Annotated in this window: 27 protein-coding genes and 2 tRNA genes; 9 read left to right on the top strand and 20 right to left on the bottom strand. The window is 63.6% G+C overall.

The features are described from left to right. Positions 1 to 7 precede the first annotated feature (7 nt). Complete coding sequence (locus JXQ94_RS04425; RefSeq protein ID WP_421922593.1) at positions 8 to 856, bottom strand: hypothetical protein; 849 nt, start codon at positions 854 to 856, stop codon at positions 8 to 10. Between the two features lie 174 nt (positions 857 to 1,030). Between JXQ94_RS04425 and JXQ94_RS04420 the strand changes: the two genes are divergently transcribed. Further along, positions 1,031 to 2,125 carry an amidoligase family protein gene (locus JXQ94_RS04420; protein ID WP_421922592.1) on the top strand — a complete coding sequence of 365 codons (1,095 nt, stop codon included), beginning with the start codon at positions 1,031 to 1,033 and terminating at the stop codon, positions 2,123 to 2,125. Between the two features lie 3 nt (positions 2,126 to 2,128). Here JXQ94_RS04420 and JXQ94_RS04415 read toward each other — a convergent pair whose 3' ends face one another. Further along, the gene (locus JXQ94_RS04415) at positions 2,129 to 2,878 is read right to left on the bottom strand and encodes an RNA methyltransferase (protein ID WP_421922591.1); all 750 of its coding nucleotides are present in this window, start codon (positions 2,876 to 2,878) and stop codon (positions 2,129 to 2,131) included. A gap of 109 nt (positions 2,879 to 2,987) precedes the next feature. Between JXQ94_RS04415 and JXQ94_RS04410 the strand changes: the two genes are divergently transcribed. The 3 genes from JXQ94_RS04410 to JXQ94_RS04400 all read left to right on the top strand — a co-directional run bounded on the left by JXQ94_RS04410 (position 2,988) and on the right by JXQ94_RS04400 (position 6,020). After that, on the top strand, positions 2,988 to 4,211 hold the full coding sequence (locus tag JXQ94_RS04410; RefSeq protein ID WP_421922590.1) for an NADP-dependent isocitrate dehydrogenase: 1,224 nt from the start codon (positions 2,988 to 2,990) through the stop codon (positions 4,209 to 4,211). A 305-nt stretch (positions 4,212 to 4,516) separates the two neighbouring features. After that, positions 4,517 to 5,497 carry a glycerophosphodiester phosphodiesterase family protein gene (locus tag JXQ94_RS04405; RefSeq protein WP_421922589.1) on the top strand — a complete coding sequence of 327 codons (981 nt, stop codon included), beginning with the start codon at positions 4,517 to 4,519 and terminating at the stop codon, positions 5,495 to 5,497. A 76-nt stretch (positions 5,498 to 5,573) separates the two neighbouring features. After that, positions 5,574 to 6,020: an STAS/SEC14 domain-containing protein gene (locus tag JXQ94_RS04400; protein ID WP_421922588.1), complete on the top strand. Its 447-nt coding sequence runs from the start codon at positions 5,574 to 5,576 to the stop codon at positions 6,018 to 6,020. Between the two features lie 3 nt (positions 6,021 to 6,023). On the opposite strand, the gene JXQ94_RS04395 is transcribed toward JXQ94_RS04400, so the two are convergent. The 4 genes from JXQ94_RS04395 to recA all read right to left on the bottom strand — a co-directional run bounded on the left by JXQ94_RS04395 (position 6,024) and on the right by recA (position 10,853). Next, positions 6,024 to 6,461 carry a hypothetical protein gene (locus tag JXQ94_RS04395; protein WP_421922587.1) on the bottom strand — a complete coding sequence of 146 codons (438 nt, stop codon included), beginning with the start codon at positions 6,459 to 6,461 and terminating at the stop codon, positions 6,024 to 6,026. Positions 6,462 to 6,464: 3 nt separating this feature from the next. Further along, entirely contained in the window at positions 6,465 to 6,905 is a 441-nt protein-coding gene (locus JXQ94_RS04390; protein WP_421922586.1) for a YybH family protein, read from the bottom strand. Further along, positions 6,905 to 9,559: an alanine--tRNA ligase gene (gene alaS, locus JXQ94_RS04385; RefSeq protein WP_421922585.1), complete on the bottom strand. Its 2,655-nt coding sequence runs from the start codon at positions 9,557 to 9,559 to the stop codon at positions 6,905 to 6,907. Before alaS ends, JXQ94_RS04390 begins: the two co-directional genes overlap by 1 nt. 214 nt (positions 9,560 to 9,773) lie before the next feature. Beyond that, a complete protein-coding gene (gene recA / locus JXQ94_RS04380; protein WP_421922584.1) occupies positions 9,774 to 10,853 on the bottom strand; it encodes a recombinase RecA in 1,080 nt (359 codons plus the stop codon). A 173-nt stretch (positions 10,854 to 11,026) separates the two neighbouring features. Here recA and mltF point away from each other — a divergent pair, with 173 nt between their 5' ends. Then, positions 11,027 to 12,418 (top strand): membrane-bound lytic murein transglycosylase MltF, encoded by a 1,392-nt coding sequence (gene mltF / locus JXQ94_RS04375; RefSeq protein ID WP_421922583.1) that lies wholly within the window; start codon positions 11,027 to 11,029, stop codon positions 12,416 to 12,418. A gap of 80 nt (positions 12,419 to 12,498) precedes the next feature. On the opposite strand, the gene JXQ94_RS04370 is transcribed toward mltF, so the two are convergent. The 3 genes from JXQ94_RS04370 to JXQ94_RS04360 all read right to left on the bottom strand — a co-directional run bounded on the left by JXQ94_RS04370 (position 12,499) and on the right by JXQ94_RS04360 (position 15,546). Continuing rightward, positions 12,499 to 13,086, bottom strand: a complete 588-nt coding sequence (locus JXQ94_RS04370) for a DUF2497 domain-containing protein (RefSeq protein ID WP_421922582.1) — start codon at positions 13,084 to 13,086, stop codon at positions 12,499 to 12,501. 132 nt (positions 13,087 to 13,218) lie between these two features. Continuing rightward, on the bottom strand, positions 13,219 to 14,619 hold the full coding sequence (locus JXQ94_RS04365) for a TolC family outer membrane protein (RefSeq protein WP_421922581.1): 1,401 nt from the start codon (positions 14,617 to 14,619) through the stop codon (positions 13,219 to 13,221). Positions 14,620 to 14,892: 273 nt separating this feature from the next. Continuing rightward, on the bottom strand, positions 14,893 to 15,546 hold the full coding sequence (locus tag JXQ94_RS04360) for a protein-L-isoaspartate O-methyltransferase family protein (protein WP_421922580.1): 654 nt from the start codon (positions 15,544 to 15,546) through the stop codon (positions 14,893 to 14,895). Positions 15,547 to 15,792: 246 nt separating this feature from the next. Here JXQ94_RS04360 and JXQ94_RS04355 point away from each other — a divergent pair. Beyond that, positions 15,793 to 15,866: transfer RNA gene (locus JXQ94_RS04355), tRNA-Cys, on the top strand. Between the two features lie 83 nt (positions 15,867 to 15,949). On the opposite strand, the gene JXQ94_RS04350 is transcribed toward JXQ94_RS04355, so the two are convergent. Continuing rightward, entirely contained in the window at positions 15,950 to 16,651 is a 702-nt protein-coding gene (locus tag JXQ94_RS04350) for an SDR family NAD(P)-dependent oxidoreductase (RefSeq protein WP_421922579.1), read from the bottom strand. 71 nt (positions 16,652 to 16,722) lie between these two features. Here JXQ94_RS04350 and JXQ94_RS04345 point away from each other — a divergent pair, with 71 nt between their 5' ends. After that, positions 16,723 to 18,243 carry a cryptochrome/photolyase family protein gene (locus JXQ94_RS04345; RefSeq protein ID WP_421922578.1) on the top strand — a complete coding sequence of 507 codons (1,521 nt, stop codon included), beginning with the start codon at positions 16,723 to 16,725 and terminating at the stop codon, positions 18,241 to 18,243. A 1-nt stretch (position 18,244) separates the two neighbouring features. Here JXQ94_RS04345 and JXQ94_RS04340 read toward each other — a convergent pair whose 3' ends face one another. Continuing rightward, on the bottom strand, positions 18,245 to 18,385 hold the full coding sequence (locus JXQ94_RS04340; RefSeq protein WP_421922577.1) for a DUF2256 domain-containing protein: 141 nt from the start codon (positions 18,383 to 18,385) through the stop codon (positions 18,245 to 18,247). Between the two features lie 37 nt (positions 18,386 to 18,422). Next, positions 18,423 to 18,773, bottom strand: a complete 351-nt coding sequence (locus tag JXQ94_RS04335; protein WP_421922576.1) for an Mpo1-like protein — start codon at positions 18,771 to 18,773, stop codon at positions 18,423 to 18,425. Between the two features lie 369 nt (positions 18,774 to 19,142). On the opposite strand from JXQ94_RS04335, the gene JXQ94_RS04330 reads away from it, so the two are divergent. Further along, positions 19,143 to 19,218, top strand: a tRNA-Asn gene (locus JXQ94_RS04330). 76 nt (positions 19,219 to 19,294) lie between these two features. Here JXQ94_RS04330 and JXQ94_RS04325 read toward each other — a convergent pair. Genes JXQ94_RS04325 through JXQ94_RS04305 form a run of 5 tightly spaced genes read right to left on the bottom strand, consistent with a single transcriptional unit; the run spans position 19,295 to position 24,139 of the window. Next, positions 19,295 to 20,023 (bottom strand): prephenate dehydrogenase/arogenate dehydrogenase family protein, encoded by a 729-nt coding sequence (locus JXQ94_RS04325; protein WP_421922575.1) that lies wholly within the window; start codon positions 20,021 to 20,023, stop codon positions 19,295 to 19,297. After that, the gene (locus JXQ94_RS04320) at positions 20,020 to 20,730 is read right to left on the bottom strand and encodes a hypothetical protein (protein WP_421922574.1); all 711 of its coding nucleotides are present in this window, start codon (positions 20,728 to 20,730) and stop codon (positions 20,020 to 20,022) included. The genes JXQ94_RS04325 and JXQ94_RS04320 overlap by 4 nt, the downstream gene beginning before the upstream one ends. A 56-nt stretch (positions 20,731 to 20,786) precedes the next feature. Further along, the gene (locus JXQ94_RS04315; protein WP_421922573.1) at positions 20,787 to 22,685 is read right to left on the bottom strand and encodes an ABCB family ABC transporter ATP-binding protein/permease; all 1,899 of its coding nucleotides are present in this window, start codon (positions 22,683 to 22,685) and stop codon (positions 20,787 to 20,789) included. A gap of 57 nt (positions 22,686 to 22,742) precedes the next feature. Further along, the gene (locus tag JXQ94_RS04310; protein WP_421922572.1) at positions 22,743 to 23,114 is read right to left on the bottom strand and encodes a hypothetical protein; all 372 of its coding nucleotides are present in this window, start codon (positions 23,112 to 23,114) and stop codon (positions 22,743 to 22,745) included. A 5-nt stretch (positions 23,115 to 23,119) separates the two neighbouring features. Continuing rightward, complete coding sequence (locus JXQ94_RS04305; protein WP_421922571.1) at positions 23,120 to 24,139, bottom strand: LysM peptidoglycan-binding domain-containing protein; 1,020 nt, start codon at positions 24,137 to 24,139, stop codon at positions 23,120 to 23,122. A 120-nt stretch (positions 24,140 to 24,259) separates the two neighbouring features. Between JXQ94_RS04305 and JXQ94_RS04300 the strand changes: the two genes are divergently transcribed. Continuing rightward, the gene (locus tag JXQ94_RS04300; protein ID WP_421922570.1) at positions 24,260 to 24,859 is read left to right on the top strand and encodes a TIGR00730 family Rossman fold protein; all 600 of its coding nucleotides are present in this window, start codon (positions 24,260 to 24,262) and stop codon (positions 24,857 to 24,859) included. On the opposite strand, the gene JXQ94_RS04295 is transcribed toward JXQ94_RS04300, so the two are convergent. From JXQ94_RS04295 to JXQ94_RS04285, 3 genes are read right to left on the bottom strand one after another with little or no spacing between them, the layout of a single operon-like run. Continuing rightward, on the bottom strand, positions 24,860 to 25,063 hold the full coding sequence (locus JXQ94_RS04295) for a helix-turn-helix transcriptional regulator (protein ID WP_421922569.1): 204 nt from the start codon (positions 25,061 to 25,063) through the stop codon (positions 24,860 to 24,862). Further along, positions 25,060 to 25,452 carry a hypothetical protein gene (locus tag JXQ94_RS04290; RefSeq protein WP_421922568.1) on the bottom strand — a complete coding sequence of 131 codons (393 nt, stop codon included), beginning with the start codon at positions 25,450 to 25,452 and terminating at the stop codon, positions 25,060 to 25,062. Before JXQ94_RS04290 ends, JXQ94_RS04295 begins: the two co-directional genes overlap by 4 nt. Continuing rightward, positions 25,452 to 26,405 (bottom strand): alpha/beta fold hydrolase, encoded by a 954-nt coding sequence (locus JXQ94_RS04285; protein WP_421922567.1) that lies wholly within the window; start codon positions 26,403 to 26,405, stop codon positions 25,452 to 25,454. Before JXQ94_RS04285 ends, JXQ94_RS04290 begins: the two co-directional genes overlap by 1 nt. Positions 26,406 to 26,536: the final 131 nt, after the last annotated feature.

Below are 26,536 nucleotides of genomic sequence, written 5' to 3'. Positions count from 1 at the left end.
GACTCTCCTACCCCCGAGCCAGCACGCTGCCCAGACGTTCGAAGAAACCGCGATTGCCCCATTCCGAGGTATAGGCGGTCGCCTTGATCTTGGCCTCGCCAACCGACACGCCCCAGAAATCAGCGAGATTGCTGGCATCGGTATAATCCAGCCCGGTATCGACCCAGCTGCACTGTACGGACGCCGCCGTCGAGGCGATGTCCACATCAACGAGATCGGTGATCCCGCCTGCAATCTTCTGCCCGATCACGGTCTTGGCCGAGCCGACATCCGTGCCCCAGACATGCGCCACCTTCAGCGCGTCGCAATAGCCGTAATCGCTATTGAAGAACATTTGCTGATAGGCCTCGTCACCACCGGCCGGATTCTGCGGATGGGACGGATCGAGGACGTGCGCCATCGTGCGCATGAAGCCCTTGTGGCCAAGATCACTGGCGATGACGCCGGCCTTCGCCTTGGCTTCGCCGGGACTGCCGCCCCAATACGTGGCCAGGGCCAGCGCCTGGTCCCAACCCAGACCCAACTCGCCCCAGTCACAGGACACGCGGCCCGCGGTCGAGGCGATGTCGGCATCGACCAGACTGGTCAGCCCGTTGGCAATCTTGCCGCCAATAATTGCCTTAGCGCTGAACGGGTCGGTATTCCACACATGCGCGACCTTGCGCGCATCGCAATAGCCATAATCGCTGGCAAAGAAGAGATCGACCTGGGCAGCCGTGTCCTGGCTGAATGCCATGCCGACAGACGATGCGGCGAGAATGGCGGACATTTCCGCCTCCGGAAGCGCAATCGCCGCGCCCTCCACTTCGGCCTCGGCCGTTGCTCCGAAAAGCGAGACCAGAGCCAGCGCACTCATGACCGACGTGTTCGACATTTCAATTCCCCCGGATTTCAACTGCTTCCAGCCTTAACCGCGTTGCTCTGGCCCGGCAATCAGAATGCGACTCCCGCCTGTCATCCGGACTCCCGCGCACGCCGGATCACTGCCAGATTGCCCCTGCTGGCGCAGCGAAGCAGTGCGGAGACAGACATGACAGGCTCGACGCATCGCCATCCCTGGAAGAAGGGATTCGAGATCGAGTTGATGGCGCCGCGCGGGCTCAGCCGACGCGATCTGGCCGAGCGGATTGCCCACCGTGTGGGCGGCCGCGTCAAGACCGTCTTCTATCCCCAGTCCGAACCGAGTCTCGTCCCGGGCATGCCGGTATTCGAGAATCTGGTCCTGGGTTTCGACATCCTGGACGCAGATGGCCAACGCCTTGCCCTTTGCGTCGATGACCTCACCCTGCGCGACGGGCTCAACCCCCAGGCCGCCCCCCTGCCAGGCTGGATGCGAATTCTCAGCGATGACGCCCGCCTGCTGGCCCTGGTGACCGAGCATTGCGATCCCGGCGCAGACATTGCCGACGTCCTGGCCCCTGTCGCCGCGCTCTTCGGAACGGATATCGAGCACACCGATGGCGGCATCGCGAAAGTGGTAGACCGCGCCGACCGTTCAATCGCGATGGTCGCCCCGCTGCCGGGTGAGCGCGAACGCCCCTGCGAACTCATCACGCCGCCTTACGAGGGTGATCCAGGCACCGCCCTGACTGCCCTGCTGGCCGACGCCAAGGCGCTCGGCTTCACCCTGCCCCGCGAAGCCGCCATCCATGTCCATTTCGACGCGCGCGCCCTGTGCGACGCCGCCATCCTGTCGCGACTGGTGGACGCGCTGCACCGTCACGGCGCCTGTCTGCGCGACCTTGTCGGCACCAACCCGGCCTGCGTCCGTCTGGGACCGATGGCCGATGCGATTGTCGAACGGGTCCGCAGCGAGGCCTTCCGGGGATGCGACTGGGAGCAGGCCCGCGCCATGCTGGCCGAGGCCAAACCGACCAAATACGCCGACTTCAACCTGCTCAACATCGCTCATGCCCTGCCCGACAAGCACACTTTCGAGGCCCGCATCTTCCCCGGCTCGATGGACGCTGCCGACATCCTGCGCAATGCCCGGCTGATGGAGGCGGTGCTGGTCTGGGCTGTCGAGGCGGCAGAACCGGCTGCGACGGATGGCGCGGCATGGCTGGCAACGCTGCCGCTGTCACGCGACGACCGGAATGACTGGGCTGTCGGCGCGGGCCGGTAGCGCCTAATCCTCGCGGACCACACGCGCTTTGCCACGTCCAAGGGCAAGTGCCTTCACAGCGCCGCGGAAGGTCCGCACTTCCTGTGTCGTCCAGCGCCCACGGATGAAGGCATTGCGGAGGTTTTGAACCATCAACGGGGTTTTCGACGGCGGGTGGAAAAATCCGGCTCGGTCAAGCTCCGCCTCGAAGTGCTCGAACATGCGTTCCAGATCCTCACGCGCGGCAACATCGGAGACCGGTTCGAACTCTGCCGGAGCGCCCTCGCCGGCCGTCCACTCATAGGCAATCACGGCGACCGCCTGGGCCAGGTTGAGCGAGGAGAAGGACCGGTCGACCGGCAGGGTGATGATGGCATCGGCCATGTTGACCGCCTCATTGGGCAGGCCGGACTTCTCGCCGCCGAACAACACGCCGACCTTTTCGCCGGACGCGATCGCCGCCTTCATGTCGCTGACCGCCTCACGCGCCGTCATCACCGGCTTCTCCATCCCGCGCGGGCGGGCGGTGGTGGCGTAGAGCCGGGTACGGTCGTGGATCGCATCGCCGAGCCGGTATTCGACTCGGGCATTGCCCAGCACGGGTGAGCCGGCCGACATGGTGACCGCCTTGTCATTGGGCCAGCCATCGCGCGGGTCGACCACGACCAGTTCCGGCAGTCCGAAATTGCCCATGACGCGCGCCGCGGCACCAATATTCTCACCCAGCTGGGGCGTATGGAGTATGAAAGCGGGCGTTGCAGAGATTTGCGTCATGGAACGAGGCCTTCACCTTGGCGCGCACCGATGCTAGAGAGCGCGCAAATTACGTGTCCGCGCTGTCCTAGCGCGACTTCAGTCCGTCCGAAAAGAAAGCAGAGCACCCATGGCGAAGATCAAAGTCGATACCCCGGTCGTCGAACTCGACGGCGATGAGATGACCCGCATCATCTGGCAGCTGATCAAGGACAAGCTGATCCTGCCCTATCTCGACATTGATCTGAAGTATTACGATCTCTCGGTCACCAAGCGTGACGAGACGGACGACCAGATCACCATCGACGCAGCCGAAGCCATCAAGCATTACGGCGTTGGCGTGAAGTGCGCCACCATCACGCCGGACGAAGCGCGTGTCGAAGAGTTTGGCCTGAAGAAAATGTGGCGCTCGCCGAATGGCACCATCCGCAACATCCTCGGCGGCGTTGTCTTCCGTGAGCCGATTGTCATCTCCAACGTGCCGCGCCTCGTGCCGGGCTGGCAGCAGCCGATGGTCATCGGCCGCCACGCCTTTGGCGACCAGTATCGCGCCACCGATTTCCTGGTCGACCGCCCGGGCAAGCTGACCATGACTTTCGAGCCGTCCGATGGCTCCGATCCGGTCACCCGCGAAGTCTTCGACTTCCCGTCCGCCGGTGTCGCCATGGGCATGTATAATCTCGACGACTCGATCCGCGACTTTGCCCGCGCGTCTCTGAATTATGGCCTGCAGCGCGGCTGGCCGGTCTATCTCTCGACCAAGAACACCATCCTCAAGGCCTATGACGGCCGTTTCAAGGATCTGTTCGAGGAAGTCTATCAGGCCGAGTTCAAGGACGCCTTCGCCGAGAAGGGCATCTCCTATGAGCACCGCCTGATCGACGACATGGTCGCTGCCGCGATGAAGTGGTCCGGTGGCTTTGTCTGGGCCTGTAAAAACTATGATGGCGACGTCCAGTCCGACACGGTCGCCCAGGGCTTCGGCTCACTCGGCCTGATGACCTCGGTGCTGATGAGCCCCGATGGCTCGACGGTCGAAGCCGAGGCCGCACACGGCACCGTCACCCGTCACTATCGCCAGCATCAGCGTGGCGAGCAGACCTCGACCAACTCCATCGCCTCGATCTTCGCCTGGACGCAGGGCCTCGCCCACCGCGGCCGCATGGACGGGAGCCAGGACGTGATGGACTTCGCGGCCCTGCTGGAGGACACGATCATCAAGACGGTGGAAGCCGGCTTCATGACCAAGGATCTCGCCCTGCTGGTCGGCGAAAGCCAGGGCTGGCTGTCGACCGAAGGCTTCCTCGACAAGGTCGATGAGCGCTTCAAGGCGGCCATGGCCGCTCGCGGCTGATCGCAAGCGATCACATCAGAACAAGAAAAGGGCGGTTCCGACGGGACCGCCCTTTTTCCTGCGGGGACGGCGAGTTGCCTTCTTTTGGATAGGGCAGAGCGCATTCCCGGCCATAATTGGCGTGCTGGAGACAGTCGCATCCGGGGCTGGGGCTGACGGGTGGAACCTTGAAGCGGCGACGGCGCCGCCCTTGAGCTCAGGATTCGGATATGGCGCGCTGACGGTCGAACGCCGCGATCCCGTCCCATTCACGCCTTGCTGCTGCCGTGTCCCGTTCGCAAGCTCCGAGGGACGGGGGAGACACCATGAGAAAGCGATACATCGCATTGACCATGCTCGGCGTGGCCACCAGCGCCCTCTATCTCAACAACGCGTCCTGGCTGGCCGTGCCACAGCGAGACGCGCCCTATTTCATCGCCCATCGCGGCGTGCACCAGACCTTTGATCCGTCCGGCGCCGGACGGGATGACTGCACCGCGGAGCTGATTGATCCGCCGCGCCACACCTTCATCGAGAACACCCTGCCCTCAATCGAAGCCGCTTTCGCGGCGGGGGCCGCTCGCGTCGAGATTGATATCCACCCCACGACCGATGGCGAGTTTGCCGTCTTCCATGACTGGACGCTCGACTGCCGCACGCAGGGCAGCGGCCCGGTCCGGGCGCAGAGTATGGACATGTTGCGGACGCTGGATGCCGGTTATGGCTACACCGCCGATGGCGGCGAAACCTTTCCCCTTCGGGGTCTCGGGATCGGTGCCATTCCGACCCTGGCCGAGGTTTTTGATGCCTTCCCGGCGCGCGACTTCCTGATCAATATCAAGAGCAATGATCCACATGAGGCCGAAGCGCTGGTGAGCTATATCGAGGCGCGCGCCCTGCCGGTCACGCACATGATCATTTTGTCGGCGCCCCGACCGGATGCCCGACTCGCTGCCCTGCGTCCCGATATCCGGCGCATGAGCCGGGCTGCCATCCGTCGTTGCGCGAGGGATTATCTCGTCTGGGGCTGGTCAGGCCATGTCCCGCAATCCTGTCACGATACGGTGGTCGTCCTGCCCGCCAATTATGCCGGCTTTGCCTGGGGTTGGCCGACCCGGCTGGAAACCCGCATGGCCGCCGTCGGGACAGACGTCTGGGTGATGGGCGATCTGGATCGCACCCGCATGAACTCCACGGGCATCGACACCGTCACGGCGCGTGACGCACTCGACGCGCGCTTTCGCGGCGGTATTTCAACCAATCGGATCGAGCAGGTCGGACCGACTCCGTGGCAGCCCGAAAACTGACCGCGCCCGGTTGAGCCTCGCCGCGCCCGGTCAGATGCATTTCGAAACCACTTGAAACCGCGACTCATCGGCCGATATGGAGTCCCGGGGCGACCGTCACTCAGACATCCCGCCTCTGGCCACTTTCAGGGTGATGGCTGTGGAAATCGACTTCGAGCCGGAAAACGGGCTGTGCATCTACCGGATAACCGGGCGGGTCACGATCGATAGGATGATGGCGCTGTTCGCCCGCGCCAGGGCCCATGAGGCCTGGTCAGACGAGTATGATTTCCTGACCCTCTTGACGCGCACCTCCTTGTCGGAGATGTCGGCATCCGCCATGGCCGACCTGCAGGCCCGCATGGCCAAGGCTGATCCCGTGACAACCGGACCCCGTCGCCGCGCTGCCATCGTCTGCGATGACAAGTTATCGCGCGCCATGCTGGCCTTCTGGGAAAAAACATCGAGCCAGACACTCACGACCCATGAGCGCGTCTTCAAGACAGAGCACGATGCCCGCACATGGCTCGCAGAACCGCGCTAGCGCTTAGCGCTCATTCGCCACATCGCGACGCGTCATCGAGAACCCGCCGGACCAATCCATGCCTGCCTGCTCAACCGGCAGTCTCCAACGCCCCCTGATCCGCCTTCCACACACACTGATCTGGCCGGTGTAATCCAGGCTGTGGTCCGCCCCGCCCGCACCGTCATAGGTTTTGGTGAAGCTGGCATCCCACCCCTCACGGCGGCCGGACAGCGCAGCATGAAGGTGGCTCGCAGACGGGTCCGCAAAGGTGTTGGCCTCTTCCGATGTTCCACTCAGCCGCCCGCCGACATCGCCAAGGCGAACCACAAAGGGCACCGGGGCGGCCGCGTCCGAATAGCTGTAGGTGCCGACCCACTCGCCCGCCAGCGACAACCCCTCCGGCGGTCGCCCATGCCTGAAAATGCGGACAGCGCGCCGTATTCGATCCCGCCAGCCCATGCCTTAGCCGCCGCTCCGCTTCATCGTGACAAAGGTCTCGGCCTCGATCTGCCAGACACCATCCACGCAGCGCCATTTGGCAAAATAGCGGCCGGTATAGCGAATGGCGAAGCCATCAGTAGACCAGGCCCCCTTCCAGCGCCCCGTCTCGGCTGCCAGATGGCTGTCTTCGCAAACTTCAATCCGGGACGGGGTCCGAACATAGCTGACGTCCGGCATCTGGCTGAAAATGGATGCCCAGGCTTCGAGCTGGGCATCGCGTCCCGTGATCAGCTGGGCCTCGTCACCCGGTACCAGGACAGCATCCTCGACCAGATGACCCGCGATCGCCTTGAGCGCCCGGCCCTCCAGCGCCGCATTGAAATCCGCCCGCGCGGCCGCGATGGCCCGCGCCGCGGACTTGTCGCCGACCAGCTGGACGTCTGACTTGGCCGGCTTGCCCATCAGCCTGCAAGCACGTCGCGAATGGCCTGAATGCCGGCTCCGGCCTTCGACCCGTCCGGGCCGCCAGCCTGGGCGAAGTCCGGGCGACCACCGCCCCCCTTGCCGCCGACTGCCGCCGCTCCGGCCTTGACCAGATCAACCGCCCCGAAACGATCCTTGAGATCATCGGTCACGCCAACCGCAAGCGCCGCCTTGCCATCATTGACACCAATGAAGGCCGCCACGCCCGAGCCCATCTGGGCCTTGGCCTCGTCGATCAGACCGCGCAGATCCTTGCCGCCCACGCCCTCGACCACGCGGCCGATAAAGCTGACGCCATTGACGCTTTCCGGCCCGGCCGGCGCGCCCGCAGCGCCGCCGCCCATGGCCAGTTGTTTCTTGGCCTCGGCCAGCTGGCGCTCAAGCTTCTTGCGTTCATCCATCAGGCTGGAGACGCGCGTGACCAGGTCCGCAGGCGGGATTTTCAACGCGTCGGCTGCAGCGCGACCATAGCCCATCTGCTCTTCCATATAGAGGCGTGCCCCCTCGCCCGTCATCGCCTCGATCCGACGAATGCCAGAGGAAACCGCGGTCTCGCCGACGATCTTGAACAGGGCGATATCGCCGGTGCGGGCGACATGCGTGCCGCCGCACAGCTCGACCGAGTAGGGCGTCGCGTGATCGGCCAGCGCCTGCCCCATGGTCAGCACGCGAACCTTGTCACCATATTTCTCGCCGAACAGGGCGAGCGCGCCGGCCTCGATGGCAGCGTCAGGAGTCATTTCACGGGTCGAGACATCATCATTCTGGCGGATCACCGCATTGACCTGAGCCTCGATCAGCGCCAGCTCGGCCGGGCTGACGGCCTTGTTGTGCGAGAAGTCGAAGCGCAGGCGATCGGGACCGACGTGCGAGCCTTTCTGGGTCACATGATCGCCGAGCACTGCGCGCAGCGCCGCATGAGCCAGATGCGTCGCCGAATGATTGGATTTGATCGCGGCCCGGCGCGGCGCGTCGGCGTCCAGGACCGCCGAGTCGCCCAGCGTGATGTCCCCCTTGGTCAGCACTCCGATATGGGCGTGCATGTCGCCACCGCGCTTTTGCGTATCCTCGACCGTGAAAACGGCCCCATCGGTGAAACGGATCTCGCCGCTATCGCCACACTGGCCGCCGCTCTCGCCATAAAAGGGCGTGGTGTCGAAAACCAGTTCGGCGCGCTGACCGGCGCCCAGCGCCTTGGCGTCCTGACCGCCCGAAACGATGGCCAGAAGCCGCCCCTCTCCGCCCGTGCCGGCATAGCCGGTAAAGGTGGTCGGACCAGCCTTGTCGCGCACGGCGAACCAGACCGCGTCAGGTGCGGCGTCGCCGGAGGAAAACTTGCTGGCCCGGGCATCGGCGCGCTGCTTGGCCATGGCCTTGTCGAAGCCGGCCTCGTCCACCGTCATCCCCTTGGCACGCAGCGCGTCCTGGGTGAGATCGAGCGGGAAGCCATACGTGTCATAGAGCTTGAACGCCGTGGCACCGGCCAGGGCATCGCCTTCGGCCATGTCGGCCGTCGCCTCTTCCAGCAGGGAGAGGCCGCGACCCAGGGTGCGCTGGAACCGCTCCTCTTCGATTTTCAGCGTGTCTTCCAACAGAGCCTGGGCCCGATTGAGCTCGGGATAGGCATCGCCCATCTCGGTCTTCAGGGCCTCAACAAGACGCCACATGACCGGCTCGCTTGCCCCCAGGATATGAGCATGACGCATGGCCCGGCGCATGATGCGGCGCAGGACATAGCCGCGCCCCTCATTGGACGGGCTGACCCCGTCGGCCATCAGGAAACAGGTCGAGCGCAAGTGGTCGGCAATCACGCGGTGGCTGCCGAGCGCGTCGCCCTCTGCCTTCACGCCCAGCACGTCCTCACCCGCCGCGATCAGATTGCGGAACAGGTCGGTCTCGTAATTATTGTGCTTGCCCTGCAGGATGGCCGCAATCCGCTCCAGCCCCATGCCTGTGTCGATGGAGGGTTTGGGCAGGTTGACGCGTTCATCCGGTCCACGCTGCTCGAACTGCATGAATACGAGATTCCAGATCTCGATGAAACGGTCCCCATCCTCGTCCGGCGAACCGGGCGGCCCACCAGCAATGGACGGGCCGTGATCAAAGAAGATTTCCGAGCACGGGCCGCACGGACCGGTATCGCCCATGGACCAGAAATTGTCAGAGGTGGAGATGCCGATAATGCGGTCGTCAGACAGGCCGGCAATCTTGCGCCACAGGGCGCGCGCTTCGTCGTCCTCGGAGTAAACCGTGACCAGAAGCTTGTCGGCCGGGAGGTCGAATTCACGTGTTACCAGCTGCCAGGCATGGGCGATGGCCTCTTCCTTGAAGTAGTCGCCGAAGGAGAAATTCCCCAGCATCTCAAAGAAGGTGTGATGGCGCGCGGTATAGCCGACATTGTCCAGGTCATTGTGCTTGCCGCCGGCCCGCACGCATTTCTGCGAACTGGTCGCCCGTGGCCTTGACCGTTTTTCCTGCCCGGTGAAGGCATTCTTGAACGGGACCATGCCGGCATTCACGAATAACAGGGTGGGATCGTCCTGCGGGACCAGCGGGGCCGATTGCACCACCTCATGATCCTGCTGGGCGAAATAGTCGAGGAAAGTCGCACGGATGTCGCGCAGGCTGGCCATGATGTCCGATCCCGTCGGCTGGAGTTTCGCGCGCCATCCCGTCGGGCTGACGCAAACCGGTTTCTATTGACTGACATATAGAAACGGGTGCCCGGCCTAGCCAAGCACCCGTTCATAATCAAGCTGCGATTGCCTTGACGGCGTGACGTGAAGGACGCGTTCGCGCGCCTTCCTGGTCAGCCAGCGATCGCCATGAGGGGCAGCCGCGTCAGGATCAGCCCGCCGCTGCGTCTTCTTCCGGCAGGTCCGGACCGGTCAGCATTTCATCAGCGATCAAGCCCGCATTGGCCCGCACTTTCGCTTCGATCTCTCCGGCGATATCCGGATTGTCGAGCATGAACTGGCGGGCATTCTCGCGCCCCTGACCGATCCGTTCGGAATTATAGGAATACCAGGAACCGGACTTCTCGATCACTTCGCCCTTTACGCCAAGATCGATAAGTTCCCCCATCTTGGAGATACCCTCACCATACAGGATGTCGAACTCGACCTCGCGGAAAGGCGGCGCAACCTTGTTCTTGACCACTTTCACGCGGGTCTGATTGCCAATCACCTCATCCCGGTTCTTGATCGCACCGATGCGGCGGATGTCGAGACGGACCGAGGAATAGAATTTCAGCGCATTCCCGCCGGTCGTGGTCTCGGGCGAGCCGAACATCACGCCGATCTTCATGCGGATCTGATTGATGAAGACGACCAGGCAATTGGACTTCGAAATCGAGCCGGTCAGCTTGCGCAGGGCCTGGCTCATCAGGCGGGCTTGCAGGCCGGGCAGGCTATCGCCCATCTCGCCTTCCAGCTCGGCCCGCGGCGTCAGCGCCGCGACGGAGTCGATGACCAGGACGTCGATCGCGCCAGAGCGAACCAGCGTGTCGGCAATCTCCAGCGCCTGCTCACCCGTATCCGGCTGGGACACCAGCAACTCGCCGACATCGACGCCCAGCTTGCCGGCATAAACCGGGTCCAGCGCGTGCTCGGCATCGACGAAAGCCGCGACGCCGCCCGCCTTCTGGGCTTCAGCAACCGTGTGGAGCGCCAGCGTTGTCTTGCCGGAGCTTTCCGGGCCGTAAATCTCGATGATCCGGCCTTTCGGCAAGCCGCCAATTCCCAGCGCGATATCAAGGCCTAGCGAACCCGTGGAAATCGCTTCGATCTCCATGGCCGGCTTCTGGCCAAGCTTCATGACCGAACCCTTGCCGAAGGCCTTGTCGATCTGGCTCAGCGCCGCCTCGATCGCCTTTTCCTTGTTCATGTTCTTTTCGTTTTTCACGAGTCGAATCGCGCCCTTACTCATAGCCTTCATCCCTTATTTCACGCCCCTCAGGTCCGGGCAACATTGTCTCGGCGTACCAGTTTTGTTCCGGGAACACAAGCGGAACATTTATGGTTAACAAAACGGAACAAAGGTCGATCGCCCATCGAAAGACAGGGTTTGAAATTCGACACTATCGACCCTAGGCTAGCCATATGACGGATATTGTTCGGACAATCAGATCGGGCCTGAAACTCGGCCTGTCAGCCTTCACAAGCCTCATCGCCCTCGCGGCCTGCGGTGGGGCAAACACGGCCACGATACCGTCAGAACCTGACACGCTCTCGCTGATTCGCGAACGCGGCGAGCTGATCATTCTGACCCTGGCCGGGCCAACCAGCTATATCGGGGAATCGGGCGCGCCGAGTGGCTATGAGGTGGACCTGGCCAATGCCTTCGCCAGCGAACTCGGTGTCAGCGCCAGTTTTCGCGTGGAAGCGTCGATTCCCGAATTGCTGGAAGCGCTGGAGGCCGGCGAAGGTCACATCGCCGCCGCCGGCCTCACGCAGACGACTGGCCGGGCGGAGCGCCTCGCCTTCGCGCCGGCCTACAAGGCCGTGACCGAACAACTTGTCTGTCGGCGCGGTGGGCCATCCCCGACACGCCGCGACGGGCTCGCGAACACGGATATCCATGTCCTGGAAGGCTCGAGTTACGAGGAAACATTGATCGCCCTTCAGGCGCAGCATCCCGATATCCGCTGGGACTCCGAGCCCGGAGGATCGGCCATGCCGCTTTTGGAAGCGGTTGATGGGGGCGATATTGCCTGCACCGTCTCGGACAGTCATCTCGTCGATTTTGCACGGCGCCGCCATCCCGAACTCGTCGTGGCCCAGAACCTTACCGGTGAACAATCCCTGGCCTGGGCCTATGACGCCCGGGTCGAAGGGCTTGATTCTGCGCTCGCCGACTGGTTCGCACAGGCTCACTCCAGCGGCTTGCTGGAAGCGCTGGATGAGACATGGTTCGGCCAGTACGGCGATTACGACTATGTCGACATTGCCCGCTTCGTAAGGCGGGTCGATGACCGCCTGCCCCGATATCGACGCTGGTTCGAAGACGCCGCAGAGGACCTGCCGTTTGAATGGGAATTGCTGGCAGCTCAGGCCTATCAGGAATCACATTGGGACCCCGATGCCGTGAGCGCCACCGGCGTGCGCGGACTGATGATGCTGACCCTGTCCACAGCGGAACGGGTCGGCATTGATGACCGCACCGACCCGCGCCAGAGCATTCGCGGCGGCGCGGCCTATCTGGATGACCTCTATGCCCGCGTTCCCGATGGCGTGACCGGTGAGGACCGTCTCTGGTTCGCGCTGGCAGCCTATAATGTCGGCATGGGCCACATGTATGATGCGCGGCGCCTGGCCGAGCGCCTGGGCCGCAACAAGGACAGCTGGGATGACCTCGCCGAGATCCTGCCCCTCCTCTCCGACCCGGAGCATTACGCGACTTTGCGCTATGGCTATGCCCGGGGTCACGAACCGGTGCGCTATGTCGAGAAGATTCGCGAATATCGCGCCATGCTCGCAGCGCAGGACATCTGATCCGGGCCGGATATCGGGGCAGCAAAAAGGCGCGTCCCGCCGGGGCGCGCCTTCTTTCATACCAGCCTTGTCGTTTTCGCCTAGCGGCGACGGCGAGCAACCCGGTCGATCTCCGCCTGCACCTTCTCGTCGACAATCGACGGCAGGTTGGCATCGAGCCAGTCCTTCAGCATCGGACGCAGGAGCGCACGAACGACACCTTCCAGCGTCCGGCCTTCCTCGTCGGAAATGCGGATGGTGTCCGCCAGTGTGTGGAAAGACCCCATGGCAGCTGCCGCGGCCGGCTCGCTCATGATGCCGTCAGCGGTCTCGTCAGCAAGGGCGTCGAAATCAATCTCGGGCTCGGCCTCGGCGACCGGCCCCGGCTCGACCTCTTCCTCGCGATCGACAATCATCAGATCGTCATCCATCGAGAGCGGCTCGGTGCCCTCGTCGATATCATCGACCATCTCGGTCAGTTCGAGAACGTCATCACCGCCGGCATCCGCGGCCGGCTCGTCGAACAGGGCGTCAACATCATCCTGGCTCTGGGGCTCGTCCGCAGCCGGTTCCGGCGCAGCTTCAGCCTCGGCCTCAGCCGGCGCGTCTTCATCGTCTTCGTTGATGATGCGACGGATGGAAGAGAGGATCTCCTCCATTGACGGTTCGTTTTCAGCGGCATCGGCCATGAGCGCCCAAGTCCCTTGTCTACGGTCTGCGTCTGCAGTCGGCGTTGCGGGTTTCCGCGAACGCGGCTTCCCGTATCACGCGAATAAACCGGGCCGGAACTCGCCTGTCCAGCCCGTGACTCTTCAAAAACCCTAGTCCCAGGGCGTTAAGTCAAGGTTAGGGAAACGTGATTCGCGTGAATCGGCTGCGGCGGCATCATAAATATCCACATCCAGCCCCAGTCGTTCCGCCGATGCCAGACCCATCGCCTGCAGCAACCGGTAACCGGCCACGAAGCTGTCGCGCTCGGCGGTCACGAAGGTCAGGCGGGATTCGAGGAGTTCCTGTTCCGCATTGAGCACGTCCAGCGTGGTCCGGATGCCGACAAAGGCTTCCTGCTGCACGCCGTCCAGCGCGATCTCGTTGGCGAGCACGGCCTGACGGCTGGATTCGATCACCGCCAGCGAGGCAACGTAGGAATACCAGGCATTGGTGACCGCTTCAGTGACCTGGCGACGGGCTTCACGCACCTGGAAGCGGGCCTGTTCTTCCTGGGCAACCGCAGCGCGCACGCGCGAACGGTTCAGTCCGCCGGTAAAGATCGGCACCGAGACCTGGCCCATGATCGACGTGCTGTCGCGAACATCACCGGAGAAGCTCGAATCGCGGGCCGAAGAGGCCGATGCGGTCAGCGACACTTCCGGACGAAGGGCGCCGCGCGCGATGCGAATGGCATGCTGGGCAGCTTCTTCGCCATAGCGGGCGGCCAGCAATTGCGGGCTATTGTCGAAGGCGAACTCGGCCGCATCCGCGAGATTGTCGGGCAGAGGCGGCAAGGCGGGTGGCTCGCTGAGCGATGCGGCCGGCTGACCGGTCACACGCTCATAGGCCGCGCGACTGGCGCCGAGCTGGGCCTGCGCGGCCGACAATTGTGTCTGGGCGGCAGACAGGCGGGCCTCGGCCTGGGACACATCCGTCCGTGTGATCTCACCGACTTCGAACCGATCCTGCGCCGCACGCAATTGCTGGGACAGGACTTCGACATTGTTCTGTCGGATCTCGATGACATTATTGTCGCGACGCACGTCCATGAAGGCCGTGACGGCATCGACCAGCACGGTCTGCTCGGTTGCCCGAAGCGTCTCGCGGCCGGCCATCACGACCGCCGTAGCCTGGTCAATCGCCCCATCAATGCGGCCGCCACGATAGATTGGCTGGCTCGCCGACAGGCTGTAATTCTTCGGCGTCGCGTCGGACTCGAAACTGTTCGACGTATTGTTGATCTGGGAAAAACTCTCGCCTTCAGAATGCGAACGCGAAATCGAAGCCGAAGCCGACACGGAAGGCAGACGTCCGGCCTGGGCCTGGATGCGTCCCTCATCGGTCGCGCGCAATCGGGCTCGCTCGGCCTGCAGGGTCGGGTTGGACTCATAGGCCAGCGCCAGAGTCTCTTCGAGCGTCTGGGCCTGACCGGCACCGGCACCAACACCGGCCAGAGCCAGCGCCGATGCGCCGGCTGCCAGTACGAGCGCAAAATTCTTCAATCGCAACATTACGAACCCCTCTTGCGGCGCCGAAGACTCGCCCGCCGCTTTCGTCACATACTAGCGCTTCGCGCGACCTGATCCAGTCCGGTCACGGTTTGGCAGTCCAATTCCTGCCCTCGCGCACACCATGGCCGCATATAGGCACGCCATGATTAAAAGTGAACACTGTTCACCCTGATATTTTGGTAACCTCGCGCAGACGTGTTCGGGCCGGACAGACCACCCCGACGTCCCTGTAACGTTTGAGAGAGATGTTTCCGTTCCGAGAAACGAAAAAAATCAGAGCACGAAGCCGGCTTCGGCCTGGAAACCCAGCAACGGCGCGACATGGGCATCGAAAACCTGACGCTCACCAATGCCAGCTGCCGACTTGGTGAAGACCGTCGCCTTGCCGATCGGGCCCTTGCGGATCACCGCGACCAGTCGGCCGCCCGGAGCGAGCTGGTCGAACCAGGCCTGGGGAACGTCATCAATGGCGCCATTGACGAAGATCACGTTGAACGGGCCCTGCTTCGCGACACCCGCAGCCAGATCGCCCTCGATGACGACCGCATTGTCGGCGCCGGCATCTGCGAGCAGGCCGCTGGCGCGCGCGAGACTGTCCTCATCCGATTCGAGACCGACCACGGTTCCGGCCATCCGCGCGAGAATGGCGGTGGAGTAGCCACGAGCACAGGCGATGTCGAGCACCAGCTCATCCGGCTGGATGTCAGCGGCGTGAACCAGTTTGGCGATGTCGCGCGGCCGCATGAGCGTGCGCACGTCACCTACCTGGACCTGTGCATCCGCATAGGCTGAGGCCCGGCGGGCGCGCGGCACAAAGAGATGACGGGGAATATCGAGAAAGGCCGCAATCAGGCGACGGTCGGTCACATCGGACGGCCGGATCTGGCTGTCCACCATCTGCTTGCGCGCTGTTTCGAATTCGCTCACGAGGCTCTCCTTCGGCCAGGCCCTGTCGGGATGCGTTCGGCCCGATATATCCCGGCATGCCACAACCCGGCAAGCATGCCACTGCGCGCGCGTCGAATTGCCTCGCAGCCACCTCGCTTTCGCCAGCGGGCGGCGCACATCGGCAAAGCGGCTTCAACCCCAATACTCACTGCACTGCCCTGAAGGTGACAAAGCCGGATTGCTCGCGCCGCGCGAGAGCGCTATAGCTCCCGCCTCGCAAGGCTTGGCACCGTGGCGGAGTGGTGACGCAGCGGATTGCAAATCCGTGTACCCCGGTTCGATTCCGGGCGGTGCCTCCAGCCTTCCAGCGAAACACGTCACAGACAGCATCCGCCGAAATGGCTCGGACATCAAAGCTCGGGCATCAAAGCTCGGGCCCCCGTCAAAACGGGATGGGTTTGCCGTCATGGTCGAAAAAGCCACCCGTCTGCACTGCCGTCAGGCCCGCAATCACGCGCAGGATATCCCCCGCCGCCTCGCTTGCCGGGCGGACCTCCAGCCCGGTTTTGGCAAACGGCGCTGACAGCGCGGTATCGACCGTGCCCGGATGCAACGCCACACAGATCGCCTCGCGCCGCGAACGGGCCAGCTCGATCGCTGCGCCCCGCATGAGCTGGTTCAGCGCGGATTTCGACGCTCGATAGGCATGCCAGCCGCCGAGCCGGTTATCCGCGATCGACCCGACCCGAGCCGACAGGGTGGCAAAGACCGTCCGCCCCTTGCGCGGCAGAAGGGGCAGGATGTGCTTCATCAGCAAGGCCGGTCCGATGGCGTTGACAGCGAAGGCCTTGTGCAGGTGCGCCGGGTCGAGATCACGCAGGCTGCGCTCTGGCGAAAAGGCCGAATCATGCAGGAAGCCTGTCGCATCGATGACCAGCCTGATCTCACCGGATTGCTTGAGCAGCCAGTCCGCAGCCTTTGCAAGGCTGTCAGGTTTCTCGAGATCCACGGACGGCGTGGAGCCACGCGACAGGCAGATCACGCGATCATAGGCGTCATGACCGATCAGGGCCGAAGCCAGCGCCCCGCCAACGCCGCCCGTCGCGCCGATCACGACCGCCAATTGGGCCGGCGTCCTGCTCATCGCATTTCCAATCTCTGGTCTGCTTTCGGACTGTCTACGTATCGAATGTGAGACTGGATGAGAGATGCCGTATGACTGACCTTGTGCTCGTTCTGGGCGATCAGCTCAGCCCGGACCTGCCGAGCCTGCGCCAGACCCGGCCGGAAGCGGCCGATATCCTGATGGTCGAGGCGCTCAGCGAGACGGACTATGTCTGGCACCACCGCAAGAAGATGGCGCTTGTCTTCTCCGCCATGCGCCATTTCTCGCGTGCGCTGGAAAAGGCTGGCCGACGGGTCATCCATCACCGGCTGGACCAGGACTTGCCCTGCGCCGATTTCGCGGATGCCATCGAGCGTGCGCTGGCCACCAGACCCTATGACCGCCTGATCATCACCGAACCCGGAGAGTGGCGACTCCGGCGAGAATTCGAGACCTGGCAGGACCGCTTCGGACTGCCGGTGGTGATCCTGGAGGATGACCGCTTCTTGTGCTCACACGCACGATTCAACGCCTGGGCCGAGGGGCGCAAACAACTGCGCATGGAGTATTTCTACCGCGAGATGCGGCGCGAGACGGGTTTGCTGATGGAGGGTGACAAGCCGGCTGGCGGGAGATGGAATTACGATGCCGAGAACCGCAAGCCGGCCGCCGACGACCTCTTCATGCCGCGGCCCCACAGCGTCGAGCCCGATGCCATCACGCGGGAGGTTCTGGACATGGTGGCCACACGCTTTCCAGACGGGTTCGGCGATCTGGAACCCTTCCGCTTTGCCGTTACTGCCGAGGAGGCGGAGGCCGCGCTCGATCATTTCATCGCTGCGGCGCTGGCCGATTTCGGGCCCTATCAGGACGCCATGCTGCGCGGAGAGTCCTTCCTCTGGCACTCGGTTCTCTCGGCCTACATCAATATCGGCCTGCTCGACCCGCTTGCCGTATGCCAGCGCGTTGAAGCGGCCTGGCAGGCGGGCAATGTCCCCCTCAACTCCGCGGAAGGCTTTATCCGCCAGATCATTGGCTGGCGCGAATATGTGCGCGGCATCTACTGGCGCGAAGGTCCGGACTATGTGCATCGCAACGCCCTGGGGGCGAAACGTCCCCTGCCCGATTTCTACTGGAGCGGCGAGACCGACATGGCCTGCCTGTCCGCTGCCATCGGCCAGACACGGCGCGAGGCCTATGCCCACCACATCCAGCGCCTGATGGTGACGGGGACTTTCGCCCTGATTGCCGGGGTCGATCCGCACGCGCTCCATGAATGGTATCTGGCGGTCTATATCGATGCCTTTGAATGGGTCGAGGCACCCAATGTGATCGGCATGTCGCAATTCGCCGATGGCGGTTTGCTGGGGTCGAAGCCCTATGCCGCCAGTGGCGCCTATATCGATCGCATGTCCGATTATTGCGGTGCTTGTCGCTACAGCGTGAAGGACAAGACCGGACCGGACAGCTGTCCGTTCAACTCGCTCTACTGGGATTTCCTCGACCGCAATGACGAGACGCTGCGCGGCAATCCGCGCCTGGGGCCGGTTTATCGCAATTGGGACCGGATGGCCGAGGCGAAGCGTCAGGCCTATCGAGACCGGGCTCGCGACGTCCTCGACGCGCTTTAGCTCAGCGCGCCCGGCGACAGCGGTCGGAACAATATTTCACCTCATCCCAGACCGCTGCCCATTTGCGGCGCCACTCGAAAGGCCGTCCGCAGTTCGCGCAGGTCTTCGCCGGTTTGGTGTGTCTGGAAACATGGCGGGCCATGAACGGGACCTAGCGCCCGGCGCTGGGCCGACCAGTGCTAGCCGTCATTTGCCTCCAGCCCGGTCGCCACGCCGGCCTTGTCCAGCTCCGCGTCAAGCCGCCCGGCCAGGAAGAGCCCGTACATGCGGTAGTCGCCAACCAGCGACCAGAGCGGATAGGTGAAGGTCGCCGGCTTGTTGCGCTCGACGAAGGCATGACTGACCCAGGCAAAGAAATAGCCGGAGACCGGCACCGCCAGGAGCAGCCACCAGGTCTGCGATGCGAGCGCATAGATCAGGACGAAGATGGCCAGCGTCGAACCGACGAAGTGCCAGGCCCGCGTCCAGTGCTTGGCGTGCTCGCGCAGGTAAAATGGCCAGAATGATTCGAACGTGGCGTGTTCGCGCATGGTCAGCTCCGGTGATTCGCCTGCCAGATCAGTATCACGGCGGCTTGCGCGCCCGAAAACGGGCATTTTTCATGGTGAATGAAACCTGCTCGATTATCCACGTATTTCCATGATTCCATTAGGAAACCGGCAAGGACAATAAACCAAATGCCTAATCCTCCCGATCCCGTTAACTCCACCTTAAGGGTTCAGGACCGAATTTAGGGGCGTCTTCCCGTGAAGACACCCCACCATCCACCCAATGCCTTTTCGGGAGCCTCCGCGGCTCCCGATTTTTTTTGCACCCACTTGCTGCTTCTTGCACACAAGGGTGCTTGCGCCCCGTGCAAAAGCTCTGATAAAAGCCGGGCCTCGCTTGAGAGCACATGTTCCTCGGTAGCTCAGTTGGTAGAGCAGGTGACTGTTAATCACCGGGTCGGCGGTTCGAGCCCGTCCCGAGGAGCCATTCTCAAGTCCCACCCCGCCTGGCGGGGTTGAATGACCCGCCTTCCGGCGGGTTTTTTCATGCCCGAATGCGGGAATCAGCCCTGTTCCAGCCGCGCATCCAGGGCCCGCGCCGCCTGGAAGAATCGCGCCCGCAAATCGGCCGCATGGGGATTGTGACCCTCAATGGCCCGAAACAGCGCATCGCTGTCACCGGCCACCAGTTCAGCCGCCTGTGTGAGCAGATCATAACTGCGCGTGGTGTAGGGCGCGGTCGGAAGGTCGAGGTCGGTGATGACCTTCGAGACAAGATGGGTCAGCGCCTGCACGCTGGCCATGGTCCGGTCATGGGTGTCGGCGTCGGACAAATGCACGTCGAGCCGCAAATCATCACGCAGGAAATGGGCGACACAGCTCGGGTCGACGCCGGGTTCGGGACACAGGACGATGGACTGCCCCTCCAGCCCGTCCGCCGCACTCTGCGGTCCGAAGAGCGGGTGGGTGCCGAGAATGCGTGTCCCCTCCGGCAAGGCCTCCCGCATCGCCGCCATCGGCTCCAGCTTCACCGAGGCGACATCCATCACCAGGGCGCCAGGCTGGATATAGGGCGCGATACCGCGACACACGTCTGCCAGCGACTGCACCGGCACAGCCAGGATGACCACCGGTCGCGCAGCGGCTTCGGCGAGCGGAACCAGGGTCACGCCGTCCAGCGCGGTCACTGCCGGGTCATGCGCGAGCAGATCAAGATGCGGAGCGAGATGGCTCGCCGCCAGACGCCCGAAAGCGCCCAGTCCGATCAGACCGACTGCAGGATGGTCCGTCATGCGACGGCCCCGGCCTGACGCAGGCGGACTTCATAATCGCGGATGCGCCGGTCAATGCGCGGCACGCCGCGCCAGACCCGATACATCATGTAGAGCGCCGATCCGCTGACAATCCCGGCCGCAAAGCGATAGATCACGATCAGCCAGGAGATGACGGCATTGTCCGGATTATTGCTGACCGGGGTCAGGCCGAGACGGAAGACTTCAGGAATATCCGCCAGGGCCCCGCGAAAAACCTGGTCGACCAGAAAAACCAGGACCGCGCCCAGCCCGGTTTCATGACCGGACGCGGGGGCCGCCTCGCCGATCAGGATCGGCGCGGCATAGTCCGGCAGCAACCAGTCATGCATCCACACAGCCGAGAAGACGACGCCGCCAGGCAGGATGAGCCCGAAGAGAATGAGCGCTGCCAGCGCCTGCCAGACGCCACCGACAATCTCCGCCCGCCGGGCCCGATATCGATCCAGTCGCGCCTGGATGGTCTTGGCCAGTTTCGGCTCTGGCCCGGAAATGCGTTCATCGGCTTCAAGCTCGACCGCCCGCACGCCCTTCAGGAGATTGAGCTGCAAGCGGGCCAGCCAGAGACTGAGCGCAAACACGGCGAGCAGAGCCACGGCCGCATAGCTTCGCTGCGCCTCGATCGACGTCAGTACACGGCCGACCTGCGATGTCGAAAAGGCCTGCCAGCCCTCCATGATCATGTCCATGAGACGCCCCCGCGCTGCTGTGTGCAGACTAGGCGGCACGGCAATAAAAACAACGCCTATTCGGCGATCTGGGCGGTTTCCAGTGCCTCGCCGACCGCCGAGACGGCCTCGCTCTGGCGACGCCACATATCAGCATAGAGCCCGTCCATCGCCAGCAATTCGTCATGCGTGCCGGTTTCCGCCACACGGCCAGCGTCCAGCACGAAAATCCGGTCGGCACCGGCGATGGTCGAAAGGCGGTGGGCGACGGCGATCGTGGTGCGCCCCCGGGCCGCGTCGCTGAGCGCAGCCTGGACTTCGCCCTCGGTCTGACTGTCCAGCGCCGAAGTGGCCTCGTCGAGGATCAGCACCGCCGGGTCCTTGAGGATGGCGCGGGCCACACCGACGCGCTGTTTCTCGCCGCCAGAGAGTTTCAGCCCGCGCTCGCCGACCAGCGTCTCAAGCCCCTCCGGCAGTCCGGCCACGAAGTCAGACAGGTGGGCCCGCTCCAGCACAGCCGCGATCTCGGCCTCGCTCGCTTCCGGCTTGCCATAAATGATGTTGGCACGGAGCGTATCATTGAACAGCACCACGTCCTGGGGCACCAGGCCCAGCGCATCGCGCAAGCTGGTCTGGGCGATCCCGCGCAGGTCCTGGCCGTCGATCAGTACCCGCCCCTGCTCGGGATCATAAAAGCGGAAGAGCAGGCGCAATATGGTCGATTTGCCGGCGCCGGAGGGGCCGCAAATCCCGACAAAGCCACCAGCGGGAATATCCATGCTCACCCCGCCCAGCGAGCGCGAGCGCCCGTCATGGGTGAAAGCGACATCCTCGAACCGCACCGCCCCGCCGGCCAGCGTCAGCGGGCGTGCATCCGGCGCGTCGTCGACATCGGGCTTCAATGCCAGGGTTTCATAGACGCGTTCCATGTCGACCGCGCCCTGCTTGATCTCGCGATAGGCCCAGCCAAGGATGTTGAGCGGCTGGTAGATATTCATCAGCACCAGCGTCACGGCGGCCACATCACCCGCCATGAGCACGCCGTTATAGGCCTTCCAGCCAGCGGTGAGCGCCATGGCCAGCAGGCCGGCATTCATCACGAAGGCCTGAAGTCCGTTCAGCAGGGCCAGCGAGGACTGCGATTTGGTGGCGGCGCTGGCATAGCGCGTCATCGCCGAATTATAGGCGTCGCTCTCGCGCTCTTCGGCCGCGAAGGCCTTCACCGTCTCGAAATTGATCAAGCCGTCGACCGCGCGCGCCGAGGCCTCATTATCCGCCTCATTCATCTGCCGTCGGATGACCACGCGCCATTCGGTCATCGACCAGGTCAGGCCCATATAGACCGCGATCGTGATCACCGCGATCACGGCGAATTCCCAGCCATAATTGGCACTGAGAACGATGGCCGCGAGCGTCAGCTCGAACAGGGTCGGGGCGATGTTGAAGATCAGGAAGCGCATCAGGAAATCGACGGCGCGGGCGCCGCGCTCGATGATGCGCTGGAGCGCGCCGGTCCGCTTGGTCTGGTGATAGCCGATCGACAGGCGCTGGACATGGGCAAAGGCCCGCACCGCGGTCAGGCGCTGGGCGTCCTGGCTGACCGGGGCAAACATCGCGTCGCGCAGCTGCGGCGCGCCGACCGACAGGAAGCGCGCCACGGCATAGGCGATGAAAGCCAGCGAGAAGGTGGTGAGAAGGCCGGGCCAGAGCGTGCTGCCCTGACGCCCTTCAGCGGCGGCCGTGGCGCCGCCCGTGGCCTCAACGATCAGATTGATGCCGTCTCCGAACAGGATGGGCGCACCCACCGAGAACAGCTTGGCGATAATCGTCAGGACCAGCGCCAGTCCCATGCGGAAGCGCCACTTGGCCATGTCCGGCGAGGCCAGCAGCGCAAACAGGCGCCACATCGTCTTGCCCAGCGAGCCTTCCGGCGCCTGCTTGGCTTCATCCTCGCTGTCGGGCTTTGTCGGTCTCATCGCGACGAGAGATAGGGCGTCGGAGGGGCAAGCGCCAGAGGGCGGCCTGAGCTGCGATCATGCAGATCCACCTCGAATCCAGAAATGCCACGCTATCGCGAGGAACGGCGGGACGACGCAGAAGATCAGCCGGTGCCAGCCAAGCAGACCGCTTCCCACCCTCAACAAAACCAGCAAGACGGTCCCGAGCGCCAAGCCGGTCCAATTCCCGTGCGCACTGATTGGCAGCGCAATCAGACGGTCCAACAGGGCCTCGCCGCGATCTGCATACCAGCCCACCATCATCCCATAAGGATAAAACGCGACCAGCAGCGCCTGCAGGACATGCAGGGCAACCAACACCACAGCCACATCCAGCAGAATGGGAGACCAGCGCTGCCAGGGCGAACTGTCGAGATCGAGGGGCAGGTCCTTTTCAGGATCACCCATCGAGGCTAGCCCCCCTGCCCGTCCTCGCCCGGTGCTTCGAGCACCTGGCCTGGATAGATCAGGTTCGGGTCGCGGATCTGGTCGCGATTGGCTTCGTAGATCACCGTGTACTGGACGCCCTCGCCATAGAGACGACGGGCCAGACGCCAGAGCGAATTGCCCGGCTGCACGACCACCGAATTCGGACCCAGATCAAGGTCTTCAGCCGCCACGCGTTCGAAGGGCAGCACGATGACAGCGCTGACCTGGCCGTCTTCGTCGACCTGGTCGATCTGCAGGTCATAGATGCCCGGCGCCAAAAGAGCGCCAGCCTGCAAGGTCCAGCGACCATCACGGCCAACAGAGGTCTCGCCGACCTGGGCGCCATTGGCGAAGATCCGTACCGTCGTGCCCGCCTCGGCACGACCGGAGAAGATGACGGCACCGGTTTCGTCGTAATCGATGGTCTCCAGCACCAGCGGCCCCATCTCGCCCGTCGAGCAGGACGGGCATTGCCAGACACGGCTGGCTTCGCCCGGACGACCGACCACGACCAGCGGCGTCGGGCCACGCTGTTCGGGGATGGAGACGACCACAACCTGTTCGGAACGCAGTTCGCGTCCGTCCTGGGCCGTCATCAGCAAGGAGAGTTCGACCGCACCGGAGGGCAGCGGATCATTGAGAATGATCACCCACTCGCCGCGCTCATTGATCGGCATGCGATCCGTGCGCGAACTGGCATTGTCGAATTCCAGCGCCGCATCATTGGCGAGCAGCTGGATGGTCGCACCCGGTTCGCCGCGGCCAGCCACAACGGCGGTCCCTGCCGGGGCCACACGCACAATGTCGAAAACCGGGGCAGCCAGCATGGCGTCGCTCGGATCGGGCTGTGTCGTCGTCCCAGCCGGGGACACCGGATTCTCGACGGCAGGCGCGGGCGCGCCATCATCGGTCGGTCCGGGACGATACATGATGAAAGCCAGCGCGGCGGCAATCGCGAGCGCGGCAAGGGCTGCAGCAATGATAAACGACCGCGTTGCGGTCATGGCGGCTCTCCCGTCGTCAATTCGGCTGGACACAAAAATGCGCTCCGGCATACCGGAACTGGATGCAAACCTCGCGCCGTCAGCCTTCGGCGAATAGCATCCCGGTTCGATAAAGCAAATATGAGTGATGTCACGATGGCAAAACTAAGGTCGATTGGTGTCTTCTGCGGATCACGTATGGGTGAACGCAAATCCTATGCAGATGCAGCCGCGGCGGTCGGTCAAGCCATTGCCCGCGCCGAGTGCCGCCTTGTCTATGGCGGCGGCGATGTCGGCCTGATGGGGATTGCCGCCTCGTCCGCCGCTGCCGAGGGCGGAACCGTCTATGGAATCATACCCGGCTTCCTGATCGCCCGCGAAGGTCATCTCGAAGACGTCGAGATCAAGATTGTCGAGACAATGAGCGAGCGCAAGAGCCAGCTCATCGCCGAAAGCGACGCCTATATCATCCTGCCCGGCGGCACCGGAACACTGGAAGAAGTCTTCGATGTCATCTCGCGCCAGCAACTCGAACTTCAGGACAAGCCGATTGTCTTCCTCAACACGGACGGCTTCTGGTCGCCCTTCATCGATCTGATTGCGCACACGGTCCGCGAGGGCTTTACCCCGCAATCCCTGGCCGACCATATCGAGCTGATCGATCGGGCTGATCTGGCGATTGCCCGCATCTGCGCCCAGCTCGACGAGAAAGACGCGGTCAACGCCAAAGAGGCGGACTGATCAGTCCGCCTCTCCGTTCGGGTCGAAGACATCCTCGATGGTCAACGCAAAGGCGCCGGCCAGGGCGAAGGCCAGGGTCAATGACGGATCATGCTTGCCCGTCTCGACCGCATTGATGGCCTGGCGAGAGACGCCGACACGCTCGCCCAGCTCGGCCTGGCTCCAGCGTCTCTCGGCGCGCAGGACACGCAGGCGATTCTTCACCGGTACACCACGTATTTCTGGAAGCACCCGACCAGACCCCACAGGCCGATCATGACCGGGAAGACCCAGATCATCGGGATTGCCGGCAGGTCCAGCGCGCCCTCCAGAAAGCCGTAGGCGAAGGTACCGAAACCTGTCAGCAGGGCCGCGATGATCATCGCCTCGGCAAGGATGCGCTGTTTGAACTCGTCCAGCGAGCGATAGAAAACCATGACCGCCCACAAGGCCCCGAGTCCCGGCAACACCGGCAAGATGGCAATGAGGCCGCGCAGAGCCGGGCCGAATTCGCCAGCGTTCAACAGGAAGACGGATCCAAAAAGCGTCGCCATATAGAGCAGCATCGCGCTGCCGAAGTGGATCATGTAGCGGCGTGCATTTGCGGCCATCATCAGCCGTCCTCCCCTTCAGCGCCAATCACACCGGTCAGGACGGACCGGAAAGCGTCCGGCTGGTCCAGCATGATGAAATGGCGCGACCCATCAATCCGGTGCAGGTCGAGCATGGCCAGACCGGCATACTGATCCCGATACACGGATTCGAGCGCTTCGGGGCTCATCGGTGCGCCCTCGCTCCAGGCGACCATAACGGTAACCGGCGCAGAGACATGGGGCAGCACGGAGCTGTAATCGGTCCCCATCACCTCACCCATGGCTGCGCTGACGACGGACTGGTCGGCTTGCTCCATCCAGGTCATCACCTGCGCCTGCCCGGCCTCGCTGATCGACTGGACGGCCAGACCCTGGCGAGAGATTGCAAGGAATTGTTCGCGCGGTGCCGCCGCCATCTGGCCCGAGACGCCGATCGCATACCCGGCGGCCTGTTCGTGCGTGATGGCTGGATTGAACAGGCGGGCAAAGAAGGGCGCGCTATCAACCACAACGACATCGCCAACGCGGTCCGGCGCTGCTGCCGCAACCTGCAGGGCAATCTGGGCCCCCATGGAGTGGCCCACCAGGACGACATCCTCGGCCTGCCCGGCTTCAAGCCAGGCGACCAGGTCCGCCACCGCGCCGGTCACGACACCGGTTTCGCCGCGATCCACCGTCGAAGCGCCGCCAAAGCCATCAAGGGTCACGACATGCGCATCGACCGAGTCGCCGAGCGCCAAGACCGTCCCGGCCCACACATCACCGGCCGTCGCGAGGCCAGGAATGAAGAGCACATCGCGGCCGCTCTCGGACCCTGCCCGCTCAATTTGCAGCGTATTGAGGGTCTGTCTGGCACGATCCGTGTGCGCGCCGGTCTGGCCGTTGGCCTGCCCCGCCGTTGCGCCGATCACGATCGCGACCGCGATGGCAATCCAGCCGCCGATACTCATCTTGCCGCTTCCAATAGGTTTCATCCTGCGCTCCATCAGCTTTACGTGACTTAGTGTCATACAAACCTGACATTCCCACGCGTGACTGTCAAGACAACCTGACACAAAGGGTAGCAAACCTGTCACTTTGCGCGGAGCGCAATCGTGCAAACCCG

The sequence above is a fragment of the Maricaulis maris genome, from assembly GCF_049116555.1.
GTDB lineage: Bacteria > Pseudomonadota > Alphaproteobacteria > Caulobacterales > Maricaulaceae > Maricaulis > Maricaulis maris_C.
Note: the sequence above shows the minus strand (reverse complement) of the source record. Positions and strands in the feature narration are given on the sequence as shown.

Excerpts from the sequence above, each read along its gene's own strand:
- JXQ94_RS04350 (WP_421922579.1), bottom strand. The coding sequence starts at position 16,651 with ATGAGCAGGACGCCGGCCCAATTGGCGGTCGTGATCGGCGCGACGGGC.
- JXQ94_RS04390 (WP_421922586.1), bottom strand. The coding sequence starts at position 6,905 with ATGGGCAAGCCGGCCAAGTCAGACGTCCAGCTGGTCGGCGACAAGTCC.
- mltF (WP_421922583.1), top strand. The coding sequence starts at position 11,027 with ATGACGGATATTGTTCGGACAATCAGATCGGGCCTGAAACTCGGCCTG.
- JXQ94_RS04400 (WP_421922588.1), top strand. The coding sequence starts at position 5,574 with ATGGAGTCCCGGGGCGACCGTCACTCAGACATCCCGCCTCTGGCCACT.
- JXQ94_RS04420 (WP_421922592.1), top strand. The coding sequence starts at position 1,031 with ATGACAGGCTCGACGCATCGCCATCCCTGGAAGAAGGGATTCGAGATC.
- JXQ94_RS04315 (WP_421922573.1), bottom strand. The coding sequence starts at position 22,685 with ATGAGACCGACAAAGCCCGACAGCGAGGATGAAGCCAAGCAGGCGCCG.
- JXQ94_RS04290 (WP_421922568.1), bottom strand. The coding sequence starts at position 25,452 with ATGATGGCCGCAAATGCACGCCGCTACATGATCCACTTCGGCAGCGCG.
- JXQ94_RS04365 (WP_421922581.1), bottom strand. The coding sequence starts at position 14,619 with ATGTTGCGATTGAAGAATTTTGCGCTCGTACTGGCAGCCGGCGCATCG.
- JXQ94_RS04285 (WP_421922567.1), bottom strand. The coding sequence starts at position 26,405 with ATGAAACCTATTGGAAGCGGCAAGATGAGTATCGGCGGCTGGATTGCC.
- JXQ94_RS04425 (WP_421922593.1), bottom strand. The coding sequence starts at position 856 with ATGAGTGCGCTGGCTCTGGTCTCGCTTTTCGGAGCAACGGCCGAGGCC.
- JXQ94_RS04370 (WP_421922582.1), bottom strand. The coding sequence starts at position 13,086 with ATGGCCGATGCCGCTGAAAACGAACCGTCAATGGAGGAGATCCTCTCT.
- JXQ94_RS04345 (WP_421922578.1), top strand. The coding sequence starts at position 16,723 with ATGACTGACCTTGTGCTCGTTCTGGGCGATCAGCTCAGCCCGGACCTG.
- JXQ94_RS04405 (WP_421922589.1), top strand. The coding sequence starts at position 4,517 with ATGAGAAAGCGATACATCGCATTGACCATGCTCGGCGTGGCCACCAGC.
- JXQ94_RS04340 (WP_421922577.1), bottom strand. The coding sequence starts at position 18,385 with ATGGCCCGCCATGTTTCCAGACACACCAAACCGGCGAAGACCTGCGCG.
- JXQ94_RS04300 (WP_421922570.1), top strand. The coding sequence starts at position 24,260 with ATGAGTGATGTCACGATGGCAAAACTAAGGTCGATTGGTGTCTTCTGC.
- JXQ94_RS04335 (WP_421922576.1), bottom strand. The coding sequence starts at position 18,773 with ATGCGCGAACACGCCACGTTCGAATCATTCTGGCCATTTTACCTGCGC.
- JXQ94_RS04320 (WP_421922574.1), bottom strand. The coding sequence starts at position 20,730 with ATGGACATGATCATGGAGGGCTGGCAGGCCTTTTCGACATCGCAGGTC.
- JXQ94_RS04310 (WP_421922572.1), bottom strand. The coding sequence starts at position 23,114 with ATGGGTGATCCTGAAAAGGACCTGCCCCTCGATCTCGACAGTTCGCCC.
- JXQ94_RS04395 (WP_421922587.1), bottom strand. The coding sequence starts at position 6,461 with ATGGGCTGGCGGGATCGAATACGGCGCGCTGTCCGCATTTTCAGGCAT.
- alaS (WP_421922585.1), bottom strand. The coding sequence starts at position 9,559 with ATGGCCAGCCTGCGCGACATCCGTGCGACTTTCCTCGACTATTTCGCC.
- recA (WP_421922584.1), bottom strand. The coding sequence starts at position 10,853 with ATGAGTAAGGGCGCGATTCGACTCGTGAAAAACGAAAAGAACATGAAC.
- JXQ94_RS04415 (WP_421922591.1), bottom strand. The coding sequence starts at position 2,878 with ATGACGCAAATCTCTGCAACGCCCGCTTTCATACTCCATACGCCCCAG.
- JXQ94_RS04325 (WP_421922575.1), bottom strand. The coding sequence starts at position 20,023 with ATGACGGACCATCCTGCAGTCGGTCTGATCGGACTGGGCGCTTTCGGG.
- JXQ94_RS04305 (WP_421922571.1), bottom strand. The coding sequence starts at position 24,139 with ATGACCGCAACGCGGTCGTTTATCATTGCTGCAGCCCTTGCCGCGCTC.
- JXQ94_RS04410 (WP_421922590.1), top strand. The coding sequence starts at position 2,988 with ATGGCGAAGATCAAAGTCGATACCCCGGTCGTCGAACTCGACGGCGAT.